Annotated in this window: 29 protein-coding genes; 5 read left to right on the top strand and 24 right to left on the bottom strand. The window is 66.1% G+C overall.

The annotated features are described in order from the left end of the window. Positions 1 to 121: 121 nt before the first annotated feature. The 12 genes from mutM to LH407_RS11870 all read right to left on the bottom strand — a co-directional run bounded on the left by mutM (position 122) and on the right by LH407_RS11870 (position 11,031). Complete coding sequence (gene mutM / locus LH407_RS11925) at positions 122 to 997, bottom strand: bifunctional DNA-formamidopyrimidine glycosylase/DNA-(apurinic or apyrimidinic site) lyase (RefSeq protein WP_322133768.1); 876 nt, start codon at positions 995 to 997, stop codon at positions 122 to 124. A 1-nt stretch (position 998) separates the two neighbouring features. After that, entirely contained in the window at positions 999 to 1,745 is a 747-nt protein-coding gene (gene rnc, locus LH407_RS11920) for a ribonuclease III (RefSeq protein WP_322133769.1), read from the bottom strand. 4 nt (positions 1,746 to 1,749) lie between these two features. Then, complete coding sequence (gene rpmF, locus LH407_RS11915) at positions 1,750 to 1,953, bottom strand: 50S ribosomal protein L32 (RefSeq protein WP_275757281.1); 204 nt, start codon at positions 1,951 to 1,953, stop codon at positions 1,750 to 1,752. Positions 1,954 to 1,974: 21 nt separating this feature from the next. Beyond that, on the bottom strand, positions 1,975 to 2,526 hold the full coding sequence (locus tag LH407_RS11910) for a YceD family protein (protein ID WP_322133770.1): 552 nt from the start codon (positions 2,524 to 2,526) through the stop codon (positions 1,975 to 1,977). A gap of 57 nt (positions 2,527 to 2,583) precedes the next feature. Then, entirely contained in the window at positions 2,584 to 3,918 is a 1,335-nt protein-coding gene (locus tag LH407_RS11905) for an aspartate aminotransferase family protein (RefSeq protein WP_322133771.1), read from the bottom strand. A gap of 65 nt (positions 3,919 to 3,983) precedes the next feature. Then, positions 3,984 to 5,150, bottom strand: coding sequence for an ABC transporter substrate-binding protein (locus LH407_RS11900; protein ID WP_322133772.1), 1,167 nt, complete (start codon positions 5,148 to 5,150; stop codon positions 3,984 to 3,986). Positions 5,151 to 5,199: 49 nt separating this feature from the next. Then, complete coding sequence (locus tag LH407_RS11895; protein WP_322133773.1) at positions 5,200 to 5,985, bottom strand: ABC transporter permease; 786 nt, start codon at positions 5,983 to 5,985, stop codon at positions 5,200 to 5,202. After that, entirely contained in the window at positions 5,982 to 6,791 is an 810-nt protein-coding gene (locus tag LH407_RS11890; protein ID WP_322133774.1) for an ABC transporter ATP-binding protein, read from the bottom strand. Before LH407_RS11890 ends, LH407_RS11895 begins: the two co-directional genes overlap by 4 nt. After that, complete coding sequence (locus LH407_RS11885) at positions 6,788 to 7,693, bottom strand: ABC transporter permease (RefSeq protein ID WP_322133775.1); 906 nt, start codon at positions 7,691 to 7,693, stop codon at positions 6,788 to 6,790. Before LH407_RS11885 ends, LH407_RS11890 begins: the two co-directional genes overlap by 4 nt. After that, entirely contained in the window at positions 7,690 to 8,715 is a 1,026-nt protein-coding gene (locus tag LH407_RS11880) for a TIGR03842 family LLM class F420-dependent oxidoreductase (protein WP_322133776.1), read from the bottom strand. The genes LH407_RS11885 and LH407_RS11880 overlap by 4 nt, the downstream gene beginning before the upstream one ends. A gap of 8 nt (positions 8,716 to 8,723) precedes the next feature. Then, positions 8,724 to 10,160 carry a dihydropyrimidinase gene (gene hydA, locus LH407_RS11875; protein ID WP_322133777.1) on the bottom strand — a complete coding sequence of 479 codons (1,437 nt, stop codon included), beginning with the start codon at positions 10,158 to 10,160 and terminating at the stop codon, positions 8,724 to 8,726. A gap of 22 nt (positions 10,161 to 10,182) precedes the next feature. Continuing rightward, complete coding sequence (locus LH407_RS11870; protein ID WP_322133778.1) at positions 10,183 to 11,031, bottom strand: nitrilase-related carbon-nitrogen hydrolase; 849 nt, start codon at positions 11,029 to 11,031, stop codon at positions 10,183 to 10,185. A gap of 97 nt (positions 11,032 to 11,128) precedes the next feature. Here LH407_RS11870 and LH407_RS11865 point away from each other — a divergent pair, with 97 nt between their 5' ends. Beyond that, positions 11,129 to 12,445 carry an aminotransferase-like domain-containing protein gene (locus LH407_RS11865; RefSeq protein ID WP_322133779.1) on the top strand — a complete coding sequence of 439 codons (1,317 nt, stop codon included), beginning with the start codon at positions 11,129 to 11,131 and terminating at the stop codon, positions 12,443 to 12,445. A gap of 17 nt (positions 12,446 to 12,462) precedes the next feature. Here the strand turns inward: LH407_RS11865 and LH407_RS11860 are convergent, their stop codons facing one another. From LH407_RS11860 to LH407_RS11830, 7 genes are all read right to left on the bottom strand, one after another. After that, entirely contained in the window at positions 12,463 to 14,643 is a 2,181-nt protein-coding gene (locus LH407_RS11860) for a transglutaminase family protein (RefSeq protein ID WP_322135021.1), read from the bottom strand. Positions 14,644 to 14,674: 31 nt separating this feature from the next. Next, positions 14,675 to 15,967, bottom strand: coding sequence for a DUF58 domain-containing protein (locus LH407_RS11855; protein WP_322133781.1), 1,293 nt, complete (start codon positions 15,965 to 15,967; stop codon positions 14,675 to 14,677). Next, a complete protein-coding gene (locus LH407_RS11850) occupies positions 15,967 to 16,938 on the bottom strand; it encodes an AAA family ATPase (protein WP_322134935.1) in 972 nt (323 codons plus the stop codon). Before LH407_RS11850 ends, LH407_RS11855 begins: the two co-directional genes overlap by 1 nt. 91 nt (positions 16,939 to 17,029) lie before the next feature. Next, positions 17,030 to 17,590, bottom strand: a complete 561-nt coding sequence (cofC, locus tag LH407_RS11845) for a 2-phospho-L-lactate guanylyltransferase (RefSeq protein ID WP_322133782.1) — start codon at positions 17,588 to 17,590, stop codon at positions 17,030 to 17,032. A 23-nt stretch (positions 17,591 to 17,613) separates the two neighbouring features. Continuing rightward, complete coding sequence (locus LH407_RS11840) at positions 17,614 to 17,955, bottom strand: PLD nuclease N-terminal domain-containing protein (RefSeq protein ID WP_322133783.1); 342 nt, start codon at positions 17,953 to 17,955, stop codon at positions 17,614 to 17,616. Positions 17,956 to 17,964: 9 nt separating this feature from the next. Beyond that, positions 17,965 to 18,798, bottom strand: coding sequence for a coenzyme F420-0:L-glutamate ligase (locus LH407_RS11835; protein ID WP_322133784.1), 834 nt, complete (start codon positions 18,796 to 18,798; stop codon positions 17,965 to 17,967). 23 nt (positions 18,799 to 18,821) lie between these two features. Beyond that, positions 18,822 to 19,103: an iron-sulfur cluster assembly accessory protein gene (locus LH407_RS11830; RefSeq protein ID WP_322133785.1), complete on the bottom strand. Its 282-nt coding sequence runs from the start codon at positions 19,101 to 19,103 to the stop codon at positions 18,822 to 18,824. A 176-nt stretch (positions 19,104 to 19,279) separates the two neighbouring features. Here LH407_RS11830 and LH407_RS11825 point away from each other — a divergent pair, with 176 nt between their 5' ends. Further along, entirely contained in the window at positions 19,280 to 19,477 is a 198-nt protein-coding gene (locus tag LH407_RS11825) for a hypothetical protein (protein WP_322133786.1), read from the top strand. Here the strand turns inward: LH407_RS11825 and LH407_RS11820 are convergent. Continuing rightward, on the bottom strand, positions 19,474 to 19,893 hold the full coding sequence (locus LH407_RS11820; RefSeq protein WP_322133787.1) for a DUF6157 family protein: 420 nt from the start codon (positions 19,891 to 19,893) through the stop codon (positions 19,474 to 19,476). The two genes, LH407_RS11825 and LH407_RS11820, sit on opposite strands and share 4 nt — an antisense overlap. 61 nt (positions 19,894 to 19,954) lie before the next feature. Between LH407_RS11820 and LH407_RS11815 the strand changes: the two genes are divergently transcribed. Further along, entirely contained in the window at positions 19,955 to 20,767 is an 813-nt protein-coding gene (locus LH407_RS11815) for a helix-turn-helix domain-containing protein (protein ID WP_322133788.1), read from the top strand. 35 nt (positions 20,768 to 20,802) lie between these two features. Continuing rightward, entirely contained in the window at positions 20,803 to 21,153 is a 351-nt protein-coding gene (locus tag LH407_RS11810) for a TfoX/Sxy family protein (protein ID WP_322133789.1), read from the top strand. 2 nt (positions 21,154 to 21,155) lie between these two features. Here the strand turns inward: LH407_RS11810 and LH407_RS11805 are convergent, their stop codons facing one another. The 3 genes from LH407_RS11805 to LH407_RS11795 form a co-directional block, all read right to left on the bottom strand. Continuing rightward, positions 21,156 to 21,821, bottom strand: coding sequence for a hypothetical protein (locus LH407_RS11805; protein WP_322133790.1), 666 nt, complete (start codon positions 21,819 to 21,821; stop codon positions 21,156 to 21,158). 136 nt (positions 21,822 to 21,957) lie between these two features. After that, the gene (gene coaD / locus LH407_RS11800; RefSeq protein ID WP_322133791.1) at positions 21,958 to 22,452 is read right to left on the bottom strand and encodes a pantetheine-phosphate adenylyltransferase; all 495 of its coding nucleotides are present in this window, start codon (positions 22,450 to 22,452) and stop codon (positions 21,958 to 21,960) included. Between the two features lie 64 nt (positions 22,453 to 22,516). After that, positions 22,517 to 24,667 carry an ATP-dependent DNA helicase RecG gene (locus LH407_RS11795; protein ID WP_322133792.1) on the bottom strand — a complete coding sequence of 717 codons (2,151 nt, stop codon included), beginning with the start codon at positions 24,665 to 24,667 and terminating at the stop codon, positions 22,517 to 22,519. 64 nt (positions 24,668 to 24,731) lie between these two features. Between LH407_RS11795 and rsmD the strand changes: the two genes are divergently transcribed. Beyond that, entirely contained in the window at positions 24,732 to 25,295 is a 564-nt protein-coding gene (rsmD, locus tag LH407_RS11790; protein WP_322133793.1) for a 16S rRNA (guanine(966)-N(2))-methyltransferase RsmD, read from the top strand. On the opposite strand, the gene thiL is transcribed toward rsmD, so the two are convergent. Continuing rightward, the gene (thiL, locus tag LH407_RS11785) at positions 25,292 to 26,245 is read right to left on the bottom strand and encodes a thiamine-phosphate kinase (RefSeq protein ID WP_322133794.1); all 954 of its coding nucleotides are present in this window, start codon (positions 26,243 to 26,245) and stop codon (positions 25,292 to 25,294) included. The two genes, rsmD and thiL, sit on opposite strands and share 4 nt — an antisense overlap. Between the last annotated feature and the right edge of the window lie 12 nt (positions 26,246 to 26,257).

Below are 26,257 nucleotides of genomic sequence, written 5' to 3'. Positions count from 1 at the left end.
GCTGCAGCCCACCCCCGCGGTGCCCGCACGGCGTGGCTTCCTCCGCAACGTACCGGGTCGGACGGATCGGGCGGGGCGGGCAGGACGCGGGGCGGCGGGAGCGGGGGCGGGGTACGGGCGGTCAGCGGATGCGCTGGCAGGTCGGGCAGTAGTGCGAGCCGCGGTTCATGAACTGCTCGCGCACGATCGGACGACCACAGCGCTCGCACGGTTTGCCCTGCTGGCCGTACGCACGCAACGAGTGGGAAAAGTACCCGGACTGACCGTTGACGTTCACGTACTGGGTGTCGAAGCTCGTGCCGCCCTCCTCCAGCGCGCGACGCAACACCACACGCACCTCCGCGAGCAGTCGCCCGGCCTTCACCGCGCTCAGCGTCTCCGTTGGCTGGTCGTAGTGAACCCGCGCCGCCCACAACGACTCGTCGGCGTAGATGTTGCCGATGCCGCTCACGAGCGTCTGGTCGAGGAGAGCACGCTTGACCGTCGTGCGCTTGGCACGCAGCCGACGCAGGAACGCCGCATCGTCGAACTTCGGGTCGAGAGGGTCGCGACCGATGTGGACGACCTGCGACGGGATGAACTCTCCCCCGCCGACATCAATGAGCTGGTCGATCGCCATCGACCCGAAGATCCGCTGGTCAACGAAGTTGAGTCTCAAGTCGCCCTCGACGGGGTGACGGATTCCGATCCGGATGCGCGTGAGTGGGTCGACCGCGTCGGGAGAGCGCAGCAGTACCTGACCGCTCATTCCGAGGTGCACCACGAGGGCACTCGGGGTGCCGGAGCCCTGCTCCTCGAGAGGAATCCAGAGGAACTTTCCGCGTCGCTTCGGCTCGAGCATCCGGGCGCCGACAAGACGGTCGGCGAAATCTTCGGCCGGTCCAGCGTGGCGGCGGAGCGAGCGCTCGTCGAGCACGTCGACCGAGGTCACGATGGCGCCGGTCACCGCTGGTAGGAGGCCGACACGAACGACCTCGACCTCGGGAAGCTCCGGCACGTCAGCCCGCTTGCAGAGTCGTCCAGGCCTCGAGGGCGGCGGCCATCTCTGCCTGCTTTTTGCTCGACCCGGAACCGGTCGAGATCTTTTTGCCGCTCAGCACAACGGTCGCCTCGAAGAGCTTCGAATGATCAGGACCGGAGTCGGTGACCTCGTAGACGGGTAGGCCGTGACCGAGCCGCGCCGCGAGTTCCTGGAGGCTCGTCTTCGGGTCCATGGCGGCGCCAAAACGATCAGGGCTCTCAAGCAGAGGACGGATGAGGCGCAGCACCATTTGGGTGGCCTCGGCCCCACCGCAGTGGAGGTAGGTCGCACCGATGAGGGCCTCGACCGTGTCGGCGAGGATGGAGGACTTATCGCGCCCTCCCGTGAGTTCCTCACCGCGGCCGAGACGCACGTACTGGCCCAGACCGATCGACCGGGCGATCTCGGCGAGGGCGACCGAGGAGACCAGGCTCGCGCGACGCTTCGCGAGCTCCCCTTCGTCCAAGCTCGGGTAGTCGTTGTACAGCATCACGGTCACGGCCTGACCGAGAATCGAGTCGCCCAAAAACTCGAGACGCTCATTGTGGGAGACACCCGGATGCTCGTACGCGAACGAGCGGTGCGTGAGGGCAAGCTCAAGCAGCTCGGGGTCGATATCGACACCGAGCTGCTGAAGAAGAGAGATGGCGGAAGTCGACCCCGGCCCACCCGCCGAAGAGGCGGACGAGTCGGGGCCGATCGCATCGCCCGAAGGGCGAGCCATAAATTTAGACGTCGGCGACCTTGCGGCCCTTGTACTCCATGTACAGGGGCGTGCCGGCCGAGTCCTCAACAACCTTCGCGCGGTGCGGGAGGCTGTAGGTGACCTTGCCGTTCTCGATGGTCTTGACGAGCGTGGGGGCGTCGGCCTTCCACTGCGCGCGGCGCATACGGGTGGAGGCGCGGGACATCTTGCGCTTGGGAACTGCCATGGTTCTCTCTTTTCTGTCGTGCTAAAGATCTGTGTCGTCGGCGGGTCGATCACCCTCGGTGAGGCCCTCCAGACCGGCAAGCGCAGCCCACCGTGGATCGACGGGCGCCTCATGCTGGTGACCGGGATTGTCGAGAAGCCGCACCCCACACTGCGGGCACAGACCGAGGCAATCTTCTTGACAGACCGGCTGGAACGGTAGTGCCAAGACCACCGCATCCCTGACTACCGGTTCGAGGTCCACATGGTCTTCGTGCACCGTGTAGTCAAAAGCTTCGTCCTCAGAGTACGCGAAAAGCTCCTGGAATTCGACCTCGAGGGGCAGTGAGACGTCGGTCAAGCACCGTACGCACTCGCCCTCGGCCACGGCATCCACCGTTCCGGACGCGAGGATTCCGTCGTGCAGGGACTCGAGTCGCACATCGATGCGCACCTCCGAGCCCTGCCGGACTCCGATGACGGCGTTGCCGAAGCCATCCACCTCAGTGATGTCGAGCGACTTCTCACGCATCTCGCCGGGGCGGTGCATGAGGTCTATCACCGAAACGGCGTACGGGCTCTTGTTGTGTGACACGGTAGAAGATTCTACGGCGCGAAGCCCCGCCCATTCCGTCAGGAACGGCAACAGGAGCTAGAGCGTCGACTCGACCTCGGTGAAGGCCTCGTCGTAGATGGCGAGCGCCTTCGCGACCTCGTCAGGGGTCACGATGCACGGCGGCACGACGTGGATACGGTTGTCGGCGACAAACGGCAGGAGACCGCGGGAGACCAGCGCCGTCTTGAGGGCACCCATAAGGCCTGCCGAGATGGGCTGCCGCGTCTCGGGGTCGTCGACGAGATCGAGCGCCCAGAAGACGCCGAGCCCGCGTACCTCTCCGATGAGCGGATGCTTCTCCGCGAGTGCCGCGAGCCCCGGGCCGAGGTGCTCGGCCCCAATGGACTTGGCGTTCTCCACGATGCCCTCGCTCTCCATCGCGTCGAGCGCGGCGACAACGGATGCGGCGGCCAACGGATGCCCGGAGTAGGTGAGCCCACCGGGGAACACCTGATCCTCGAACGCGTTCGCGATGGACTCGGAGATCACGACACCACCGATCGGCACATATCCGGAGTTGACCCCCTTCGCGAAGGTGATGAGGTCCGGGGTCACGCCGAATCCCTGCCACGCGAACCACTCGCCCGTGCGCCCGAAGCCGCACATGACCTCATCGAAGATGAGCACGATGCCGTACTTGTCGCACAGCTCGCGAACACCCTGCAGGTATCCGGGCGGCGGAACGAGCACACCGGCCGTGCCGGGGACGGTCTCGAGGAGGATCGCAGCGATCGAGGCTGCGCCCTCAGAGACGACGACCCGCTCGAGGTGGTGGAGTGCGCGCTCGGTCTCCTGCTCCGGCGTCTCCGACCAGAAGTCGCTGCGGTACGCGAACGGTCCGAAGAAGTGGGCGTGGCCCCGCGAGTACTCGTTAGGCACACGGCGCCAGTCACCCGTGGCGACGATCGCTGCGCCCGTGTTGCCGTGGTACGACCGGTAGGCCGAAAGCACCTTGTCGCGCCCCGTGGTCAGTCGCGCCATGCGGATGGCGTTTTCGTTGGCATCCGCACCGCCGTTGGTGAAGAAGACCTTGCCGAAGTGCGATCCGGCGCGCGCGAGGATTCGCTTGGCTGCCTCGCCACGAGCGAGGTTTGCCGTGGCGGGGGCGATAGTCGTGAGGATGTCCGCCTGCTTCTTGATGGCGTCGACGACGGCCGGATGCTGGTGGCCGATGTTCGTGTTGACGAGCTGGCTCGAGAAGTCGAGGTAGCGGGTACCGGCGTAGTCCCACACCTCGCATCCGGCACCCCCGGCGATGACGAGAGGTTTGAGGGCGCCTTGCGCCGACCACGAGTGGAAGACGTGGGCACGGTCGAGTTCGTAGGCGAGGTCACCGTCGGCGGGGTCGAGATTCGCGAGCTGGTCGTTCATGGGTGGTGCTTTCTGTTCGGTGCTCGGGTGGGGCGGGGCTGTTCCCACCCCACCCGAGCGGAGTGTTACTGGCCGCCCTCGGTGAGGACGACGTCGATCGGGGTGTACTCGCCGTCAACGACGACACCCTCCTCGGCGAGTGCCGCAAGGGCCTGCTCGATGTAGTCGTTCGAGTAGGCGGATGCCGGCGGCTCGGTGGTGATGAGTTCCAGACCGTCCTGGTTGGTGGCCGAGAGTGCGCCAGCAACCGTCTTGTCCCACGCGGCCGGGTCGATGAGGCCGAACTCGCCACCGGTCCAGATGAGCTTGTTCACCTCGTTCATCTGCCACAGCTGGTGGGTCGGGCCGACGGGGAAGGCAGCCTCGGCTTCGATGGCCGCGTTGTACGTGATGTCTGCCGCCTCCTCCGGGTTGTCGCGAGCGAACACCCAGCCCTTGATGACGGCCTTGAGGAAGCGCACGGCGGCGTCCGCGTAGGCGGGGTCATCGGCGAGTCGAGCCGTGTCTGCCCAGATCGCGTCCTGCAGCATGGCACCCTCGGTGTCCGCGTACGAGATGACGTTGAAGTCCTCCGGCTGGTACAGCTCGCCCGTTGCCGGGTTCACGACCTCGAGAATCTGCGCCCACTCGTTGTAGGTCATCGCCTGGGCTGCGTCGACGTCCCGGTCGAGCAGGGCGTTCATGCTGAAGTCCTGCGTGGTGATCGACACCGACGTCGAGTCGAGGCCCTCCGCCGCCATCGCGGCGAAGATCTCCCACTCGTTACCGAAGCCCCACGAGCCGATGCGCTTGCCTTCGAAGTCGGCGACCGACTCGATGCCGCTGTCGGCCCACGACACCTGAAGGGTGCCGGAGTCCTGGAACACCTGCGCGATGTTCGTCAGTTCGACCCCCTGCGCCTCGAGTGTTCCGAGCACCTTCGGCACCCACGCGATCGCGAAGTCCACGTCGCCCGCGACAAGCGCGTCCTGGGGAACGATGTCGCCACCCGACGGGAGAACCTCGACGGAGTCGAAGCCCTCCTCCTCGAAGTAGCCCTGGTCGAGTGCCACGTAGTAGCCCGCGAACTGCGCCTGCGGCAGCCACTGCAGCTGCAGCTTGATGTCGGTGAGCGGCTCGAAGTCCCCTGATGCGGAGTCGTCAGCCGCCGGGGCTGCGCAAGCTGTCAACGCGAGTGCGGTGATCGCGGCAGCCGAGAGCGCGGCGATGCCGCGCCGAGTGCGGAGTCTCATGCTGTTGTCCTTTCGTGGTGCCTAGGTGGTGCTGTGAAGGGAGTGCCGGTCAGACCGGCGGTCGCCTCGTCACGAGCCGCTCCAGGAGCGACGTAACGAGGAAGAATACGAGGCCGATGAGGATGCCCCCGCCGACGAACGCCCACGCGAGGGTTGCCCTGCCGGACTTCGCGTAGCTCGCGATCGCCGTACCCACCCCGTCGGCGGGACCGCCGAAGTACTCGGCGACGAGGGCGGCGATCACGGCGAGCGAACTCGCGATCCGCAATCCCGTCATGAGGTACGGGAGCGCGGTCGGAAGTGTGAGCGTGCGGAATGTCTGGCCGGGGGTGGCCGCGGATGCCCTCAGGAGGTCGCGGTGCACGGGTCTCGTCTGCAGCAGTCCGCGCAGCACATTGACGAAAACGGGAATGAAGGCGGCGATCGCGGCAACGGCCTGGCGCCCGAACTGGCTCGACGCGCCGAACATGGTGTTGAAGATGGGTGTGAGGGCGACGATCGGGATCACGGCGAGCGCCGCGACGAGTGGTGCGAGCATCCCGTCGACCGTTCGGAACGATGCCGCGATTCCCGCGAGCACGATCGCGATGATGGCACCCGCCGCGAGCCCCACGAGAGCGTTCGTGGCCGTCACCGTCATCGCCGCCCAGATGATGTCCCAGCGCTTCACGAACTCCTCGAGGATCGCGAGCGGGCTCGGGAGCATCCGAGGTGCGGCACCCAAAACGTCCACGTAGAGGGTCCACACGGCAAGACCCAGCACCCCGACGGCGATGGGCGCGACAACACGCACCCACTGCGGGTAGCTGGCCGGGGCATCCTGTCGGAGGGTCACCGCTCGTTCGCCCTCTCGACGGGGGCACCGTGCAGCGCCTCGCGAACCGCGGTGACGCGGTCGAAGTACTCGGGTGACTCCCGGAGCGTCTCATCGCGATTCGGCCCGAGGTCGGTCTCGACGATGTGTGTGATGCGGCCGGGACGCGGGCTCATGACGACAACCCGATCCGACAGGAACACCGCCTCGGGAATGGAGTGCGTGACGAATACCACGGCCGCCCCGGTCTCGGCGGCGATGCGCGCGAGCTCGGACTGGAGGTATTCGCGTGTCATCTCGTCGAGGGCGCCGAACGGCTCGTCCATGAGCAGGAGCCGGGGCCGGGAAGCCAGGGCTCGCGCAATGGCGACACGCTGCTGCATTCCTCCCGAGAGCTGGTCGGGGTAGCGGTCGACGAACTCCGTGAGGCCGACGAGTTCGGCCAGTTCAGCTACCCGTGATGCACGCTCGGTGCGGTCGACCTTGTGCAGTTCGAGCGGGAGGGCGATGTTGCCGGCGACGGTGCGCCACGGCAGCAGACCCGCTTGTTGGAACGCGATGCCGTAGTCCTGGTCGACGCGCGCCTGGCGGGCGGGTTTTCCGAAGATCGTGAGCTCGCCCGAACTCGCCGGGTCGAGGTCGGCGATGAGCCGCAACAGCGTGGACTTGCCACACCCGGACGGGCCGATGAGCGAGACGAACTCGCCGTCGCGCACCTCGAGGTCAACCCCGAGGAGTGCCGTGACGTCGCCCTCGCGCGCGGGGAAGATCTTGCCGACACCGGATGCCCGAACCGCGAGCGCCTCGCTGGCTGTCTTGTCGTTCACGCTGTGGCTTCTCCCCTGCGGTAGTTCTTCAGACCGAGCCCGACGATGGCGACGGACCCAACGGCGACGAGGCCGAGGGCGATCGCGCCGAACACGGGCCCCCACGGTGCTGCCGGGTCACTCGAGCCCTGCCCGGCAAGCTGGATGAGCATCCGCCCGATTCCGCCGCGCATGCCGATCGACACTTCCGCGACAACGGCTCCGACGACGGCGCTGGCGGCCGCGAGTCGAAGCGCCGGCAACAGGTGCGGAACGGCGGCGGGGAACCGCAGCCGGAAGAGCGTCTGCCAGTACCCGGCCGCGTAGGTGCGCATAAGGTCGCGGTGAATGCTGTCGGGCGACTCGAGCCCGCGGAGCACTCCCACGGCGACGGGGAAAAATGCGAGATAGGAGGCGATCACCGCCACCGACAGCCATTGCGGCCACGGGGTGCCGCCGCGATCGATCTGCAACCCGATGCTGTTGACCACCGGTGCGAACGCGATGAGCGGCACCGTCTGGCTGACGACGATCCAGGGCAGGAGACCCCATTCGGCCAGGCGCCACCGCTGCATGACGACACCCAGCACGATGCCGACAGCAACACCGATGATCCACCCCACCGCCGCGATACCGAGCGTCGTGAGCGCAGCGGTGACGACGGGCACGATGAGCGGCGGGGTGTTGCCACCACTCGCTGACTGACCGAGCCTCGCGACCATCTCCCACACGTGCGGCATGGCACGGTCGTTGGTGCGCGGCAGGATCATGACGCCCGAGCCGGTTTCCCCTTCGACCGACCCGATGACAACACCCTCCTGCGGTCCCAAAAACTTGTACAACTCCCAGATGGCAACGAGCGCGAGCACACCGGCGATCCCGAGGAGGGTGGATCGCAGAATGCTACGGGCGCGTTCGCTCATGCGTCGGTTTTCTTGGCGATGACGTGCTCGCGCAGTGCGGGCATCACCGTCTCGCCGTACACGCGGAGGGTCTCTTCCTTGTTGTCGTGCTGCAGGTAGCCAGCGAACTGGTCGACACCCAGCTCCTTGAGGGCCTTGAGCTTCTCGATGTGGTCCGCCGCCGAGCCGAGCACGCAAAATCGGTCGACGATCTCGTCCGGCACGAAGTCGGTGTGGGTGTTACCCGCCTGACCGTGTTCGTTGTAGTCGTAACCCTGGCGTGCGGCGATGTAGTCGGTCAGGGCCTTCGGTACCGCGCCATCCGTGCCGTACTTGGCGACGATGTCGGCCACGTGGTTGCCAACCATGCCACCGAACCAGCGGGTCTGCTCGCGCATGTGGTCCCAGTCGTCCCCGATGTACATGGGGGCGGCGACGCAGAATTTCACAGACATGGGGTCACGGCCGGCCTTCTCCGCGGCATCCCGAACCGTCTTGATCATCCATTCGGCGATGTCGAGATCGGCGAGCTGGAGGATGAACCCGTCACCCACCTCGCCCGTGAGTTTGAGGGCGAGCGGACCGTAGGCGGCAACCCATACGTCGACCTCTGAGCCCTTCGACCACGGGAAGCGCAACTCAGCGCCGTTGTAGTCGACGGAGCGCGAGTTGGCGAGCTCCCGGATGACGTGAATCGATTCGCGCAACTCGGCGAGAGTTGTCGGCTTACCGTTCGTCACTCGTACGGCCGAATCGCCACGGCCGATACCGATGATGGTGCGATTGCCGTACATCTCGTTGAGTGTTGCGAAGACGGATGCCGTGACCGTCCAGTCGCGTGTGGCGGGGTTCGTCACCATGGGGCCAACGATCACCCGGTGGGTCTGGGCGAGGATCGCGGAGTAGATGACGTAGGGCTCCTCCCAGAGGAGGTGAGAGTCGAACGTCCACACGTACTCGAAGCCGTACTGCTCCGCGAGCTTGGCGAGATACACCGTGCGTGATGCCGGCGGGTGGGTCTGGAGTACTGCACCGAATTCCATGGTGTTCCTTAGATCAGGTACTGCGAGAGTCCGCGCTTGACGAACTGGCCGTCGCCCTTGGCACCCAGGTACTGGTTGTCGTCGACGATGACCTTGCCGCGGGAGAGCACGGTGTCGACGTGACCGTCGATCTCGTAACCCTCCCAGGCCGAGTAGTCCATGTTCATGTGGTGGGTTTTTCCCACGCCGATCGAGGTGTGGCCGTTGGGGTCGTACACAACGATGTCCGCGTCGGCGCCCGGCTGGATGACACCCTTTTTGCCGTAGAGCCCGAACATGCGCGCGGGAGTCGTCGAGGTGACCTCCACCCAGCGTTCGAGGGTGAGTTGCCCCGTCACGACACCCTGGTAGAGCAGATCCATGCGGTGCTCGACCGAGCCGATACCGTTGGGGATTTTTCGGAAGTCATCGAGTCCCAGGTCTTTCTGGCCCTTCATGCAGAACGGGCAGTGATCCGTGGAGACCATCTGAATGTCGTTGGTGCGCAACGCTTGCCACATGTGGTGCTGGTGGCCCTCGTGCTTGGAGCGCAACGGTGTCGAACACACCCACTTGGCTCCCTCGAAGGTGCCCCACTCCTCGCTGGATGCCCCGAGCTGATCCTCGAGGGAGAGGTACAGGTACTGCGGGCACGTCTCACCGAACACGTTCTGTCCGTTGTCGCGGGCCCACGCGAGCTGCTCAACGGCCTGCTTGGCGGAGACGTGCACGACGTAGAGCGGCGCACCCGTGAGGTTGCCGAGCATGATCGCGCGGTGGGTGGCCTCCTCCTCCATCTGCCAGGCGCGCGCCACTCCGTGGAAGTACGGGTCGGTTTTGCCCTTCTCGATGAGTTGGGCCGCCAGCACGTCGATGACGGGCCCGTTTTCGGCGTGCATCATCGTCATGAGACCCGTGTCGGCCGAGACCTGCATTGCCTTGAGAATCTGCGCGTCATCCGAATAAAACACGCCCGGGTAGGCCATGAAGAGCTTGAAGCTCGAGACACCTTCCTCGGGAAGCGCGCGCATCGCCTGCAAGGAGTCGTCGTTGACCTCGCCGATGATCTGGTGGAAGGCATAGTCGATGGCGCAATTGCCAGCGGCCTTCGCGTGCCACGCGGCAAGGCCATCCATCACACGCTCGCCGTAGGTCTGGACGGCGAAGTCGATGATCGTTGTCGTTCCGCCCCACGCGGCGGCGCGGGTGCCGGTCTCGAAGGTGTCCGAGGCGAACGTGCCGCCGAACGGCAACTCCATGTGGGTGTGGGCGTCAACGCCGCCGGGAATGACGTATTTGCCCGTCGCGTCGATGACCGTGTCGACGGATGCCGCGAGGTCCGTACCGAGCAGCTGCGAGCCCGGCGCCAGGACGCCCACGATCGTCTCGCCGTCGATGAGCACGTCCGCGAGGGAACGGCCCGTCGCCGTGACGACCGTCCCTCCCGTGATGAGTGTGGTGGCCATGGCTGTTACCTCCTGCTGTCGGCTACGGCTTCGGAATCGACGTGTAGGACTCGGGGCGGCGGTCGCGGTAGAACTGCCAGTCGTCGCGCATCTGCTGGACCATGTCGAGGTCGATGTCGCGAATGAGGATCTCCTCGTGCTCGCCGGATCCCTTCTCACCGACGAAGTTGCCGCGCGGGTCGATGATCTGGCTCGTGCCGTAGAAGTCGACCGCGAGGTCGCCGTACTCGTTGTCTTCGCGACCGACGCGGTTGGGCTGCAACACGAAGTAGCCGTTGGCGACCGCGGCGGCGGGCCCTTCGACCTCCCACAGGCGGTTCGAGAGGCCCGGCTTGGTGGCGTTGGGGTTGAAGACCATGTGAGCGCCGTTAAGGCCCAACTCGCGCCATCCCTCGGGGAAGTGTCGGTCGTAGCAAATGTAGACACCGATCTTGCCGACCGCCGTGTCGAAAACCGGGTAGCCGAGGTTGCCCGGGCGGAAGTAGAACTTCTCCCAGAACCGGTCAAGGTGCGGGATGTGGTGCTTTCGGTACTTACCGAGGATGGTGCCGTCAGCGTCGACCACAACGGCGGTGTTGTAGTAGACCCCGGTGATGTCCTCCTCGTAGATGGGGAGGATCATGACAATGCCGAGCTCCTTCGCAAGCTCGGCAAATCTCTGAACTATCGGGCCGTCTGCCGGCTCCGCGTAGCGGTAGTACTTCTTGTCTTCGGTGATACCGAAGTACGGGCCGTAGAAGAGCTCCTGGAAGCAGATCACCTGCGCTCCGTCGGCCGCGGCATCCCGCGCAAACTGCTCGTGCTTATCGAGCATGGACTCTTTGTCGCCCGTCCAGGTGGTCTGGGTGATCGCTGCGCGAATGACGGTCATGGGTGCTCTCCTTGCAACTGGCCTTTGTTATTCTGGAGCGTAAACATTTCTCGAACGTTACGCCTCATGACGTGTGCGTAACACTACGGGGGCCGGAGTGAAGTCGGTAGTCCTCGCGATCGACGAGCCCACACCGCGAGGCATCGCGGCCGGAATCTCGCGGCTCATCACAACCGGCGACCTCGCGCCGGGCGACCGCCTACCGACCGTGCGAGCCCTCGCCGCGGAACTGGGGGTCAGCCCCGCGACGGTCTCCCACGCGTGGCAGACCCTTGCCGCGGCCGGGCTCATCGTCACGCGTGGTCGCAGCGGAAGCACCGTGCGGGCAGTGCCCCGCGAATGGTTGCCGTTGCGCTATCGCGACTTTGAAGGCGAGACGGATGCCCGCCTCGACCTCTCTCGTGGCACCCCAGATCCCGAGCTTCTCCCCCGCATCGCGCTGGATCGCGCTGGCGCCCTCGCCGACACGCAGAGCTATCAGCTCAAGCCCGACATCCCGCACCTGCACGACCTGCTGAGGGATACCTGGCCCGCTCCGGTCGAATCGATCACGGTCACCAATGGTGCGCTCGACGCCATCGATCGGGTGCTTGCCTCACTCGTGCGTTTCGGGGACAGGGTTGTGGTGGAGAATCCGACCTTCCCGCCGTTTCTCGACCTGCTGGAGCAGTACGGTCTCGAGGGCATCCCCGTCGCTCTTGACGCGGACGGAATGCGGGTCGACCAGTTCACTCGGGCCCTGAGCGCTTCGCCCACGATCGTGTTGCTGCAGCCCCGCGCACACAACCCGACAGGGGTATCGATGACGCCGTCCCGCGCGGAACAACTGGCTCGGGCTCTGCGCCGGTCGCGTACCGCCCAGGCAACCGTGGTGGTCGAGGACGACCATTCCGGGGCGATCTCGACCGCGCCCGATGTGAGCCTCGCCACGTGGCTGCCGGAGCGTGTGCTGCACATCCGGAGCTTCTCAAAGAGTCACGGGCCTGACCTCAGGATCGGTGCGCTCGGCGGTCCCCGTGATCTGGTCGATCGCATCGTCGCACGCCGCCTCCTCGGCCCCGGGTGGACGTCGCGTATGGTTCAGTCGATTCTTTTCACTCTCCTCACCGCCCCGGAGTCGGTGGGCCAGATCGACGCCGCACGCGACGCCTACGCACGGCGCCAGGACGAATTCCGCGCGGCGATGCGAGCCTTCGACGTTGACCTCCCGGACGGGGACGGACTCAACGCCTGGCTGCCCGTTGCCGACGAGCGGGCGGCCCTCGTGAGTCTTGCGGCAGCGGGCATCCGTGTGGCTCCCGGGTCGCCGTTCCGGCTGGTCGCGGGCGAACCTCACGTGCGCGTCACGGTCGGCCTCGTCAGAGACGACGTCGAGGTGATCGCGAGTGCCCTCGCCGCGGCGTCGCGGGCATAGAACCCGACCGGGGAGACCTAAACGGCCACGTCGGGGAGGAACGGTCTCACGAGAGACCTCGGCGCGAGGACGGCAAGGAGACTGCGTCCGACACCTGCCGATCGGTACATCGAGCGCAGCACACGGCGGAGGTCGGCGGGAGCGGGTTCGGCGGGAGCCGGGCGGAAGGCGTGGGTCTCCACCGCGTCTCGCACTCTCGACAGAGCTGCTGCACCCTCGGCGTCGAGCACCGGCGCGAGTTCCGCGACCAGTTGCTGAGGTGTCAACTCCTCCCCGACACGATGCCCCAGGTCGTCGAGAGTGTCGCGGAGTTCCTTCCACGCGTCGAGCGCGGAACCTCGCGCCACGGCACGGAGACGTCGAGCACGCACTAGCGCCCTCAGGAGCGCCGGGCTCAGCACCACGAGCACGGCGAGCGCGGACACCACGAGTCCGAGCGGGATGCCCGACTGTCTCGTATCGGCTGGTGTGTTCTCGTCCGCCGCGTCCGGGCCCAGGTTCTCGGGCGCTTCGGCCGTCGTGGTCGGTGTCGGCACGGGTTGCGGGTCGGTTTCGGTCGGCGGTGGCACCGACTCGTCGACGTCCGGTGTGCTGGGGTCATCGGCATCCAGCGGCGCGAACTGTGGTGGAACACCGCGTGTGGGGGTCGGCTCGAAGCGCACCCACCCGATACCGCCGAAATACAGCTCCGGCCAGGCGTGGAGGTTTTCGGTGGTGACCTGGTAGCTCGTGAACTGGCCGTTCTGACCACTCGGGAAGGGTAGGCCCGGTGTGAAGCCAACGATCACACGCGAGGGGATCCCGAGGGTCCGCGCCATGGCAGCCATCGCGGAAGAGAAGTGAACGCAGTACCCGGACCTCACCTCGAGGAATGGCGCGAGTACCTCGGCACCGGAGCCGTCGAAGTCCTGATCGACGGGTGCATCCTCCGAGTAGGTGAAGCTACCAGCGCGGAAAAACGCCTGCAGGGCGATCGCCCGCTCGTACGACGAGCCGGCGCCCAGCACGACCTCGGCGGCGGTCTCCCCCACGATGGCCGGGAGCTCGTCCGGCAACTCCAGGTATTGCTCCATACCGGTGACGGGGGTCGCGTCCGAGGCGACGAGTTGCTCCACGGAAGGCTCGGCGCGCACACTACTCACCTCGAACTGCTGATCACGAGCGTTGCTGTCGGCCGAGCGAACGGTGAGGCCCTCCGATTCCCAATTCCACTCTCCGTCGAGGCCAGTGATACCCGATGCGGCGTAGGGCACCGGCAGCCACCTGCTCGAAACACCCTCGACCTCGACGGTCGTCGTGAGCGGCGTCGCCGTGATGCCCTCGCCGAGGCCGGGCACCGGGCCCATCTCCTCGATGTCGGTTCCGTCGCGCGGGAGACCGGTCGGGGCCCAGGACTCACCTGTGAAATTACTCAGCGCGGTGAGCCGCAAGTACTGCGGACTGTCGTCGCTCGTGCGGTACTCGAGTGCGTCAACGGGCGCTCCGTTTCGCAGGTCGGCGCCGAGTGTGATGATCGGATTGAGGCTCGCGGTCGCGCCGGAACCGCCAGCGGCAGACGAGGACTCTGGCGCCTCGATACCCGGCAGGAACGCGGGAACGATGAGGGCCGCCACGAGCGCCACCGCACCCGTCACCACGGTGGCACGCGTGACCGACCTACCAGAGCTGACGATGAGCACTGCGAGCCAGATGGCGGCGACAAATGCGAAGGGCGCCGGGTCAGCGAACTCCGCCCGAATGAGGCCGGGCACGAGCAGGAGTATGAGCAGCGGGATGCCCGCGAGCGCCGGCACTCGGAAGAGCTGCACAAGCGCGTCCACCGCGATCGTCACGGCCGCGACCCCGAGGCAGAGGAGGAACCGGATGCCCTCCGTCGCCTCCGCGGGAACCGTCTGGGTCGCGATGTCGTTGTTGCCCGCGACATCCAGTTCACGGAACGCAGCAAAACTCTCGCCCGTCGGGATCACCCCGAAGATCGCCGTGGACGGCACAAAAAAGAACGTCATGACGACGATGGCGACGACTAGGGCGATCACCGAGGCCAGAACACGCACGCGCGTGAGCGAACGTGTGGCGGATGCCGCGAGCAGAATCGCCGCACTCACGACCATGCCGCGGAGCCACCAGTCCGAGCCCTCGAACGCCGGAGCGAGGCTCGAGAAGGCGATCCCGATCGCCGCGAGCAGGAGTCCGCTCACGACCCACCGTCTGCCTGCACCCATGACGGGTTTAGTCCGCGGCACGGGCTCTCCCCGATTCGACGACGATGGCCTCCCACGCGGCTGCGGGGTCGTCGTCCGAGCGCACGGGCACGATGAGCCAGCCGTCCTCCGCAAAACGACGGGCGGCTTCGGACGGCGAATGTCCGCCGAAGCCGATGTGATCGGCCGCGGTCAACCCCCGCGCGATGAAGGCGACCGCCAACTCTCCGCGTTGACGTTTGCCGAGCATCCACTCGATCACCGCGGGTGACGGTGCACTGACCAGCGCGATGATGGGCCCGGATTCCCGTGCCGAACGTGGCCGACGCTCGCCGGCCACGGGAGTGAGATCGAGCTCCGCGAGTTTCAGCAGGAGTTCCTCATCACCCCACGTGCGCTGGCGTGTGTTTGCGACGGCAGCGAGTTGCGCGGCACCCGACTCCTCGATCGACACGTGGAAACCGTTGCGGCGCAGGTTCACCGAGCTCGACGCGAGCATCCGTACAACCCACTCGAAAGCGTCGCTCTGGAGTCCATCGTGATCGGGGTAGCCCGATTCCTCCGTGTCGATCAGGAGGCGAGCTTCGGGAAAGCTACGTTGCTCCTCCTGGCGCACCATGAGATCACCGTGACGCGCGGATGCCCGCCAGTGCACCCTGCGCATCGAATCGCCCCGGCGGTACTCCCGCGTCATCGTGTCATCGTCGTCGCCGGATGCTCGGCGTTGCACGAGTGTCGCTTCCCCATCGCCCGCGGGGATCACGAGAGACGCGCTCGGCAGCTCGACGACGTCCGGTGTCACCACAAGAGACTTCGACGCGCCGAGGCTCACCGTGTTGGTCGCGAGTCCGAACCCGTCGGAGATCCGCACCGACAGCGGCCCCACCTCGACAAGGCCACGCACCGGTGCCGGGAGGTCGTATTCGGCGATGAGCACACCACGCCGCGGGATCGAGGGCAGGTCGGACCACGCCGTCGCGAAGGGGTACCAGGGCACCTCATCGCTCCACAGCGCGGGCAGGCTCGGCAGCCGTGCCGTGTTACGGAGGGTCAGGCGCACGCGAGTCGAGGAACCGACGGGCACCAGTTCTGGTGAGAAGTGGCGGGTCACCGAGATACGGGGCCGGCGCAGGATCACCAACAGCAGCGCGCCGATCGGCAGTACAACGAGGAGCGCCGCGACAAAAAGCAGGATGCCGCGCGCCCCTACATATGCCGCAAACGCGGTGACACCCGACACGACCAAAAAGCCCCACCCGCGACGGGTCAGGCGGAATCCCTGCGTGTGAAGCGCGCCGTAGCGCTCCCGGTCTCGCGGCATCAGGACTGCGCGGCCGACCCGAGAGGCACGGGAGTGGTTGCGGCGATTCGCTGGAGCACATCGGCCACGGCCGTGCTGGAGTTCGCCGCACCACCCGACAGGCGTCGTGCACCGATGACACGGTGAGCGAAGACGGGGACAACCAGGGCGTCGATGTCGTCCGGCAGGACGAAGTCACGACCGGCAAGAGCCGCTCGTGCCTTCGCTGCGCGCACGAGTTGGAGTGTCGCGCGGGGACTGGCACCGAGGCGCAGGTCGGGGTCGCGCCGCGTGGCCTGTGCGAGGGCCACCGCGTACTCCTCGACAGCCGGGCTCGCATAAACCCGGCGAACGGTGCCGATCATCGCAACCAGTTGGTGGCTCGTCACCACCGGGCGCAGCGCGTCGAGGGGGCTGACGAGATCGCGGCTTCGCACCATCTCTAGTTCGGCCCCGGCATCCGGATATCCCATCGAAATCCGTGCCATGAAGCGGTCCCGCTGGGCCTCCGGAAGCGGATACGTACCCTCCATCTCGATCGGGTTCTGGGTCGCGACAACGATGAACGGGGTCGCAAGTGTGTACGTGCGACCGTCGACCGTCACCTGCCGCTCTTCCATGCTTTCCAGGAGAGCCGACTGGGTCTTCGGACTCGCTCGGTTGATCTCGTCCCCGATAACGATGTTCGCGAACACAGGGCCCGGCTTGAACTCGAACTGGCGGTCGGCCTGGTTATAGATCGAGACACCCGTGATGTCGGCGGGGAGCAGGTCAGGGGTGAACTGGATGCGCGAGACCGAGCAATCCACGGAACGCGCCATCGCCCTCGCCAGCATGGTTTTGCCCACACCGGGAACGTCCTCAATGAGCAGGTGCCCCTCGGCGAGAAGTACAGTGAGCGCGGTTTCGAGGGCCGAGCGTTTGCCATCGATGACGCTTTCCATGCTTCGGAGCACCGCTTGCGCCCTCGCATGGAATTCGTCCGGTGTCATCGATCCCGGCACGGCGGCGAGGTCAGATCGGGTGTCGTCCACCCCTCGACTCTGACATACCCTCGTGTGATCTCTCCCTGTGAATTGACCGTCAGCGCTGGACGAACTCGAGAGTGCGGGGGCCGAGGTTGAGGCCGCCGAAGTGGTCTGGCACATCGATATCGCGCCGGAGACCAGGCCATCCGCCGTCGAGTTCGACGTACCCCCGAGCGCGATGAGCGGCGCGCGAGTTGGCGCCGAACGCCAGGTCGTGGCCCACACCGGCCCGTGCTGCGACGAGGGCCGTCCCGGAACCGTCGCTGTCGGCGACCATCGAGCGCTCGAACTCTTCCGCGGCAGCGAGAGCCTCCCGCAGCTCCGTTGGCTGGAGTGCGGGATGATCAGCCAAGAGCGCTACCGTGCCCGTTGTGGAGCCGTCCACAACGGCAAGGCCAGACTGGATCGCCGCGTTCAGGCCCAGTCCGGCATCCTGAACCACACGCGCGCCGAGGGACTGGAACTCGGCACCGCCCACCGTCACCACCACTACGGGTGCGACCACGAGGGCTGCCGCGACAGTGTCGAGCGCCATCGCGAGCGCGAGATCACGATGGTCGCCGGGGCCGAACCGCGATTTGGACGCCTGCCGCGCGCCCTTGACAGGGATAATCACCGACCACTCCTGCACGGTGGTGGCTACTCCCCCTTGAGGTCGCGCAATTCGCGCTCGAGTCGACGGATGCGCGCCTCGTTCTCATGGCGGGTGATCTCCGCCTCAACGGCAGCGTCGATCTCGTCGTCGGTGAGCGGCTCGCGGGATGCACGGTAGGGCTGCACCTCGACGGTGCGGGACGGGCGGGGCCAGTACTCTCGGCCCATCGTCCACCACAAAATCGTGCCAACAAGCGGAATGAAGATGATGAGCAGCACCCAAGCGATCTTGTCGATGTGTTTCACACGTGACGAATCGATACGGATGGCGTCCACGAGGCTGTAAATGGTCGCCACCAGGATGGCGAGACCGAGAACCACGTGCATCCTTCGATGCTACCCGCGGGTTCCCTCCTCACGAGAGCTGCCGGCACGGAAGCCTTCGGCCCACGCTTCCGCCGACCCGAGTCGAAACATGTCGTCGGCGGCTGGCCGCACGATCGCACGGGCCCCGGGAAGCTCGAGCGACCCCACCAGATGACCCAGGCCACGAACGATCGCAACGGGTCGACCAGACGTTTTGCCTTTGACGAGGTCCGCGGCACCAGCGATCTCGTCGGCGACGGCCGCGATTGTCGCGTCGAGCCGGCGCCCCGACGAGTCGCGGGTTCCCCGCAGATCATCGAGCACACGGATGCCCGCCGCCCCGATCGCCACATCCGTCTGCCCTTCCCGCCAGGGGCGTCCCAGGGTGTCCGTGACGAGCACCCCTACGGCGACACGGAAGCGATCACGGAGGGTTCGCGCGATCGTGTTCGCCGAGGCATCCGGGTCCACCGGCAGGAGCAGAACGGTGCCGTCGGGAGTGTTCGACGCGTCGACCCCGGCCGCGGCGAGCACGAGACCCTGGCGAGTTTCGACGATGCGCGTGACTCCTCCGGCGTGCTCTCGCGTCGCGACGATGCGCACCGTTTCGGCGTCGATCGCGGCCTCGCGATCGGTGGCATTCACCACCCGTCCCTCGGCTTTGCTGACGATCTTCGACGTCACAACCACGATGTCGCCGTCGAGCAACTCGCTCGCGGCATCGCCGATGATCTGACCGAGGTCGTCCCCCGGAACGATTTCGGGGATCCCGTCGAGGGCGAAGAGAGTGAGCATCCCCCCAGCGTAGGACTCGGGGCGAGCAGTACTCCGGCTAACGGGATCGGACCCGGCGACCGAAGTCACCGGGCCCGAATCCTGCGGAGCCGTCAGCCCTGGGGCACGAGAGCGAAGGTCACAGACCCCGTCTCGGACACCTGAGCGTCCAGCGTCTTGTCACCGAGCGCCTGCGAGGCGCCCTGCTCCAAAAAGACACGCGCGCCATCGGACTCCACCAGGTCATCTCCCGGCTCAGGGCCGGAGACCACGGCGATAGCGAAGTCGCGTTCGCTTGTTCCGCTGGCGATGCGCAGTGCCCCGTCGTTCACGTTCGGATCGCGGTCGATGATCGACTTGACGACCGTACTTGCTGTTTCCGTGAGGGTAAGCATGTGCTTTCCTTTCCTTGTTCAGCGTGTGGTTCGACGTGACATCTACGCTTCCATCGGTCGCCGAGACCATCAACCCCCTTGCGTCGAGCGCGCGCCGGATGTTACGGGCCCGAGTTCACCGAGCGTTCACCCGCGGTCCGATCCGAATGTCGCCCGGTGCGGGCACACTGAAACTCGTGGATCACACGGAGCACTTCTCGCTCATCGAGGATGGGCACGGGCATTGGATCATCCGTCACCAGATCACGGATTTTTTCGCGGGCACCATCCTGCGCACCGCTGGCGGCTTTCGCTTGCGAAATGAAAACGGCCGGACGGTCGGCAACTTCCCCACGATCGAGGCAGCACTCGACGGCCTCTACGCGCGGGCCTAACGCTTCGAGCGCATTGCCCGCGTGACTCGAACGCGACCCTCTTCCGGACTCGACCCTGCGGCGAGCATCGCGTATTCGGGTGTGTCTACAGCGACAAGAGCGACCCGACCCTCACTATCGGAGTGAATTCCCCAGCCGTAGCGTTTGCCGAGGTCGCTCGAACGCAAGCACGGTTGTCCTTTCGCGAAAAACTCCTCGCGAGCCTGCACTCTTTCGTCATGCGGAATGCCACGACGATCCGCCCACACGGTGAAGATCACGTCATCCGATGTGTGACCGTACGGGTTCTGGGCAATCATCCGATACGTCATCTCGGCGACACTCGGTGACGGTCGTGTGGGAGGAACAACACCCTCCAGCGCAGGGCTATCGTCGGCAACCAGGATGAAGGTGTCGAAGTAATTGGTGGAGTGCATGTGACCATCGTTCTACGTGGCTGTGTGCGCGTATTGGAGAAATGCGACGAGAGGTGTGGGAATGGGTCGCCGGATCGATCCTGGTGAGCGCAACGGCGTGCTGCATCCGCGCAACCTCGCCCGCTACAGCGCGGGTTGGATCGATCCACATCCGGCGGTGGCCGACGTGGTCGATCAGTACTGGCATGTGAACTGGAGCCTCGACGAGCCGATCCGTCAGAAGATCATCGCCTCACCTTCCGTGACATTGACTCTCGAGCGCGGCGCCGTGCCCGCCCCGTTTGTGCTGACCGGCGTCTACGACAGGGCGTGGGAGAGAACGATTCAGGGAGCAGGCGAGGTTTTCGCCATCCGACTTCGCCCCGCTGGGCTCGCCGTCCTCACCGACCTCGTGCCACTCGCGATCATGAACTCGACGCTGCCCGTCACCGAGGCGCTCGACTCACGCTCGCACTCTCTCCTCTCGACCTTGCCAAACGGCTCACCTCGGGAACGAGCAGACGCCGCAGATTCATTGATCCTCGAGATGCTCGGCGAGCGACCCATTTCACGCGTGGGCCGACTGGCGAACGACGTGGTTGCCGCGATCGGGCAGGACGGACCTTCTGTCGCCGAGCTGGCCGCCCGATTTGCCACAAGCGAGCGTTCGATTCAACGAGCCCTGCGCGCCACCCTCGGCCAAGGACCGAAATGGGTGGCCCGGTGGCTGCGACTGCAAGACGTCGTCCGCTTACTTTCGTCTGACGAGTCCCCAACAGCCGCGGCCGCCAAGCTCGGCTACAGCGATCAGGCGCACCTCATCAATGACTTTCGCGACGCGGTCGGGATGACGCCGGGCGCGTACATCGCCTCTCTGCGAACACTTATGGGCTAACCCGCGGCGTCCCCGGCGAGAAGTAACCTGACGGCATGAAGATGCCGCGGCCGAGCGACGAGGCCAAAGAACGCTTTCGCGAACTGGTCGGCGACTTCGCCGAGGCCTCTGTCCGCCCCATGTTCGCAAACCTCGGAGCATTCGTGAACGGCCACATGTTCGCTGGGCTGCTCGGAAACGTCGTCGGGGTCAAACTCCTCGACGAAGATCTCTTGCGTGAAGCGCGATCCACTCCGGGAACCGTCGCGTTCGGCCCCGGTGGAGAACCGTTGCGCGAGTACGTCGGCTTTCCGGTGGACTGGCCGCGGGATGAGCTGAGTGACTGGCTCGCGGTTGCCTACTCCCAACTGCGGGAACTGCCCCCGAAGGAGCAAAAGAAGCGCTAGCGTCAGCCCCCTCGACGCACGTGCCTGCCCCGAATGCGGGTCGGTTGGGCCTCCACGACACCCGCCATCGGTGGGAGCACCGGTGACCCACCCTTCCCCTCAATACGTCGCAGGGCGCTCATGAGGCTGAGGGCGTTGACCACCTGCTGAACCTCCTCGACGGGTCGGCGAGCGCGCTGCGCCGTCTTCTCGACCGTCATAAGCGCCTGGGCGAGAGTCTTCACGATGTGGAGCTGATCGTCGGTGGCCGTCAGTAGATCTAACTCTGGCCACCATTTGAGGCGGTACTTGTCACCGGGTCGGAGCCAGGATGCCCGGCCCCCGCGGAACGCGTGCAATCCGATGAGCCACAGCAACGGGTCGAGGCCGAGGGTCGGCCCTGCGAGTCCGGGATCGTCGCCCGCGATGGGGTAGGTCGCGACCGCGACATCCGAAGGCTCCGCAGGGAACTGGTCGAGTGGCACCGACCACACGTACTCCTGGTGCCGCAGATCGATGGCGATCGTTCCGAAGTCCGCAGGCGAAAGCGACATCAGCATGGGGCGCGCGATCTGCTGCAGGCCATGGATCGCTGTGGCCGCCCCCGCCCACCCGGGACTTGTGGGTGGTGGAGGTGTGGAACCGGTAGCAAACGGGGCGCCAACGGGCGGCGTCGGCGTATCGGTCATGTCGTTTACCCCCACGGCATGGCGCAAGTCTCGTTAATGCACGAATGCGAGGCCACTGTCGCGGCCTCGCAAGTTCAGTCCCACCACCCTAGGGCAGCGCGGCCCCGTGCATCTGTACCCCGTTCGGGCGTGAACGCTAGTCCACGTCGCCCGGAGTCTGGAGGAACCGCGCAACCACGGGAGGCACGTAGGGCGAAACGTCCCCACCGAGTGCGGACACCTGCCGGACGAGCGAGCTCGACACGTGCGAATGCTCTGGGTTGGGAAGGAGGAAGACGGTTTCGACTCCCGCGAGGTTGCGGTTGACGATCGCCATCGGAGTTTCGTACGCGACGTCGACTTCCGATCGGATTCCCTTGACCAGTACCGTCGCTCCGACATCGCGGCAGTAGTCGACGAGAAGTCCGACGCTCCAGCTCGTGACGGCGATGTTCTCGGGGAGCCCAGCCTCCACGATCGCTTCGTGAATGAGCGAGACCCGTTGGGCAATCGGAAGGAGCGCAGTCTTGTCGGGATTGTGAACAACGAGAACGTGAATCTCGTCGAAGAGATTCGCCGCCCGTTCGATCACATCGAGGTGTCCGAGGGTGATCGGGTCGAAGGACCCAGGAACAACGGCGATCCTGCTCATGTCCCTCACGATAGCCGGTCGGTGTTACCGATTCGTGACAATGACGGTAAATGTCCGCGGATGCTCAGTTCTTCGCCAGGTACGCCTCAGCCTCCGCGTCGAGCCGTCTGTCGAGAGCATCACGCAAGGCAGGGTGTTGATCGAGCCGCGGATCCGCGGCGAGCACACCGGCAGCCAGCTCCCTCGCTTCGGCAATGAGATCGCCGTCGCGCGTGACCCGCACGAGTCTCAAACTCGAGCGCCCTCCCGACTGGGTGCTGCCGAGCACGTCGCCCTCCTGGCGCAGCTCGAGGTCCTTCCCCGCCAGCTCGAAACCATCGAGGGTGGATGCCACGGCCTCCACTCGCTCGCGCGCGACGCTGCCCTCCTCCGCCCCCGTCACGAGCAAACACAGTCCGGGAACGGAACCACGACCGACACGACCGCGAAGCTGGTGTAACTGCGACACCCCGAACCGATCGGCGTCCAGCACCACCATCGCGGAAGCGTTCGGAACGTCGACACCGACCTCGATGACGGTCGTGGAGACGAGCACGTCGATGTCCCCGGCCGCGAACGCCCTCATCAGCGAGTCCTTATCGTCGCTGGAGAGACGCCCGTGAAGGACCTCGATCCGCCGACCCGCGAAGAGCGGGTCGGCGCGCAACGCTGCGAGGGTCTCGGTTACCGTCGCAGCGCGCCCAGAGGCTGCCCCCTCCAGTGCATCGGGTTCGGCATCCGCCGGCTCACTGTGAGTCGAATCGATCGCCGGACACACGACAAAACCCTGGTGGCCCTTCTCGAGTTCCTCGCTCAGCCGCTCCCACACGCGGCCCATCCACCCCGGACGCTCAGCGAGGGGAACAACGTGCGACGTGATCGGCTGTCGACCGGCGGGCAGCTCACGAATGGTGGAGACGTCGAGATCACCGAACACCGTCATGGCGACCGTTCGAGGGATCGGTGTTGCCGTGAGGACCAGCACGTGCGGCGGTCGCTCCGCCTTCACGCGAAGCGCTTCGCGTTGCTCGACACCGAAACGGTGCTGCTCGTCGACGACGACGAGTCCGAGATCGAAGAAAGTAACGGCATCCCCCAGCAAGGCGTGGGTGCCGACGACGATCCTCGCTGATCCCGACACGATCGCCAGCAGCGCCTTGCGTCGCTCCGCCGCCGTCAGTTGCCCGGTGAGGATGGTCGGCCGTAGGGCTGCCGCGCGGTCCGGGCCGAGTGTGCGAACGATCGACCTCAGGTGCTGGTGGGCGAGAACCTCGGTGGGTGCCAGCAGCGCGGACTGTCCACCGGATTCGGCGACGGCGAGCATGGCCCGAAGCGCCACAAGGGTCTTACCCGAGCCGACCTCGCCCTGGATGAGTCGATTCATGGGCACCTCGGCAGCGAGATCTTTCGAGACCTCCTCGCCAACCGCGCGCTGATCCCCCGTGAGCTCGAACGGGAGTTCCGCGTCGAACGTCGCCAGCAAGTCACCCGGTTCACGGCTCGTCGCGGCCGTCTCGCGCAGTCGCTCACGCTGGCGAAGGAGGGCCGCCTGCAGAACAAACGCCTCCTGAAACCGCAGCGTGGCCCGGGCGACACCCCAGTCCGAGTCCTTGGTCGGCCGGTGGACGAGATCGAGCGCCCGGCGGAACGACACAAGTTTCCGCTCGGTGCGAAGCCCCTGTGGAATCGGGTCCTCGAGTTCACCGAGGGAATCGAGGACGATAGCCACCGCCTTCTGGATCTGCCAGCTCGCCACCGTCGACGTTGCCGGGTAGATCGGGATCGGCAGTTCGGCCCACTTCTGCACGGCGGCAGGGTCGGCATCCTCGTCGAAGAGTTCGTAGTCCGGATGCGCCAGCTGACGATTGCCCCGGTACGCGCCAACCTTGCCCGCGAAGATGCCGCGAACGCCCGGCTTCAGTTCGTTCTCGCGCCACTTCTGGTTAAAGAACGTGAGAGTGAGGATTCCCGTGCCATCAGAAATAGTCACCTCGAGGATCGACCCGCGCCTGGCCTGCATCGAACGGGAGACCGCCTTCACGACCTCGGCGACGATCGTCACGTTCGTATCGAGCGGCAGTTCGGTGAGTGCGGTCAACTCACCGCGCTTCGCGTATCGCCGCGGGTAGTGGCTGAGGAGGTCGCCGACCGTGGTCAGGCCGAGGCCGCGCTCGAACGCCGATGCCGTGCGTCCGCCCAAGACGGAAGCGAGCTTGGCATCGAGCGGTGAATCCACGCGTCGAGGTTACCCGCGAAGCCCGACAGCACGCCCATCGCGCACACCTCGATAGCCTGGGAGCATGACGCGCATCATCGCCGGCTTCGCCGGATCTCTCGCGCTCAAGGTTCCCGGGAGCGGAACCAGACCGACAAGTGATCGCGTGCGCGAAGCCCTTTTCTCCGCACTCGAGGCGCGTGACGCAGTGAGCGGGATGCGAGTCCTCGACCTTTACGCCGGGTCCGGAGCGCTCGGACTCGAAGCCGTATCCCGAGGGGCCGCCCACGCAACACTCGTCGATCGCTCGATCACGACCGCCAAACACAACGCAGCCATCGTGCTGCGCCAAGCTCGTGGGCCCGGAAAGCCCGAGGTCGCGACGTCCTCCCAGTCCGTCCAAGCCTTTCTCGACGAGGCGCGGACGTTCTGGGACCTCGTGTTTCTCGACCCCCCGTATGAGCTGTCCACCGCGGAACTCGAACGCAACCTCGCGGCGCTCGCCCCGCGGCTGAGCCCCGATGCCGTCGTGGTCGTCGAACGCAGCGTGCGCAGCGACGAACCCGAACTGCCCGACGGACTCGAGTGGGAGCGTCGCAAAAACTACGGAGACACCGCGATCTACTGGCTCGTGGCCGAAGCCGACTAGCCAGCGCCGCCGTTCCAGCCACGGTACGGGTCCCACCCGTCACCGCCGACGGTCACACCGTCGAGTGACAGCCCAGAGCCCTCCGCAACACTCCCGATCACGCGGAATCCCTCCGGAATTTGCGCATCCGAGGGGAACGTAGCCAGAAGACAGTGGTCCTCACCACCGAGGAACTCCTCACGTGACAACCCGCGCACATCGAGCCTGACACCGCTCGCGCTCGCGATGCGTGCAGCATCGATCGCGAGACCATCGCTCGTGTCGAGCATCGCCGTCGCGCCCGCCATCGCCGCGTCCCTGCCGCTCGAGATCGGCGGCCGCGGCCTCAGCTGGGCGGCAACCGGAACGGGATGCTCGGCAGCTACTCGTGCTGCGGCCGAGGCATCCGGCACACCATCTGAGACCCCGTGCTCGAACAACAGGCGGAGCCCCTCCGCCGCGAGCCCCGGCACCCCGGCCAGCCCAACAACGTCGCCGGGGTGTGCACCGGAACGCAGCACGGGCTGCCGACCCTCGAGGTCTCCGAAAGCTGTCACCGCGATGGTCAACACGTCGGACACGGAAAGGTCACCGCCGACGACACCCGCACCCGGCGAGAGTTCGGCACAGCCGTCGCGGAGTCCGTCGGCGAACGCCTCCAAGAAGTCGATCGACGTGTCGGCGGGGGCTGCCAGCGCGACCACGAGCGCGGACGGCACCGCCCCCATCGCGGCTACGTCGGCGAGATTGGATGCTGCCGCCTTCCACCCGAGATCCCTCGGGCTCGACCACGCGAGACGGAAGTCGGGGCCGTGAATCATCATGTCCGTCGTCACGACATAGCGGCCGTCCGGCGCCGCGATCACGGCGGCATCGTCACCCGGGCCCACAAGCTGCGCGTCTGCCTGAGGCAGCCTGGGGAAGATTCGGGCGAGAACGGCGGACTCACCGAGGGCGCCGAGAGTGGTCATGCGACCACGCTA

Origin of the sequence: Antiquaquibacter oligotrophicus (assembly GCF_020535405.1) — a bacterium.
GTDB lineage: Bacteria > Actinomycetota > Actinomycetes > Actinomycetales > Microbacteriaceae > Rhodoglobus > Rhodoglobus oligotrophicus.
The sequence above is the reverse complement of the archived record's forward strand: the minus strand, read 5'-3'. Positions and strand labels throughout refer to the sequence as shown.

Bases quoted from the DNA above. Each gene is read 5' to 3' on its own strand.
- LH407_RS11815 (WP_322133788.1), top strand. From the start codon at position 19,955: ATGGGTCGCCGGATCGATCCTGGTGAGCGCAACGGCGTGCTGCATCCG.
- hydA (WP_322133777.1), bottom strand. From the start codon at position 10,160: ATGGCCACCACACTCATCACGGGAGGGACGGTCGTCACGGCGACGGGC.
- LH407_RS11900 (WP_322133772.1), bottom strand. From the start codon at position 5,150: ATGAGACTCCGCACTCGGCGCGGCATCGCCGCGCTCTCGGCTGCCGCG.
- LH407_RS11850 (WP_322134935.1), bottom strand. From the start codon at position 16,938: ATGACACCGGACGAATTCCATGCGAGGGCGCAAGCGGTGCTCCGAAGC.
- LH407_RS11905 (WP_322133771.1), bottom strand. From the start codon at position 3,918: ATGAACGACCAGCTCGCGAATCTCGACCCCGCCGACGGTGACCTCGCC.
- rnc (WP_322133769.1), bottom strand. From the start codon at position 1,745: ATGGCTCGCCCTTCGGGCGATGCGATCGGCCCCGACTCGTCCGCCTCT.
- LH407_RS11840 (WP_322133783.1), bottom strand. From the start codon at position 17,955: ATGCACGTGGTTCTCGGTCTCGCCATCCTGGTGGCGACCATTTACAGC.
- LH407_RS11830 (WP_322133785.1), bottom strand. From the start codon at position 19,103: ATGCTTACCCTCACGGAAACAGCAAGTACGGTCGTCAAGTCGATCATC.
- coaD (WP_322133791.1), bottom strand. From the start codon at position 22,452: ATGAGCAGGATCGCCGTTGTTCCTGGGTCCTTCGACCCGATCACCCTC.
- LH407_RS11820 (WP_322133787.1), bottom strand. From the start codon at position 19,893: ATGCACTCCACCAATTACTTCGACACCTTCATCCTGGTTGCCGACGAT.
- LH407_RS11880 (WP_322133776.1), bottom strand. From the start codon at position 8,715: ATGGAATTCGGTGCAGTACTCCAGACCCACCCGCCGGCATCACGCACG.
- LH407_RS11855 (WP_322133781.1), bottom strand. From the start codon at position 15,967: ATGCCGCGAGACCGGGAGCGCTACGGCGCGCTTCACACGCAGGGATTC.
- LH407_RS11805 (WP_322133790.1), bottom strand. From the start codon at position 21,821: ATGACCGATACGCCGACGCCGCCCGTTGGCGCCCCGTTTGCTACCGGT.
- rpmF (WP_275757281.1), bottom strand. From the start codon at position 1,953: ATGGCAGTTCCCAAGCGCAAGATGTCCCGCGCCTCCACCCGTATGCGC.
- LH407_RS11870 (WP_322133778.1), bottom strand. From the start codon at position 11,031: ATGACCGTCATTCGCGCAGCGATCACCCAGACCACCTGGACGGGCGAC.
- thiL (WP_322133794.1), bottom strand. From the start codon at position 26,245: ATGACCACTCTCGGCGCCCTCGGTGAGTCCGCCGTTCTCGCCCGAATC.
- rsmD (WP_322133793.1), top strand. From the start codon at position 24,732: ATGACGCGCATCATCGCCGGCTTCGCCGGATCTCTCGCGCTCAAGGTT.
- LH407_RS11885 (WP_322133775.1), bottom strand. From the start codon at position 7,693: ATGAGCGAACGCGCCCGTAGCATTCTGCGATCCACCCTCCTCGGGATC.
- LH407_RS11810 (WP_322133789.1), top strand. From the start codon at position 20,803: ATGAAGATGCCGCGGCCGAGCGACGAGGCCAAAGAACGCTTTCGCGAA.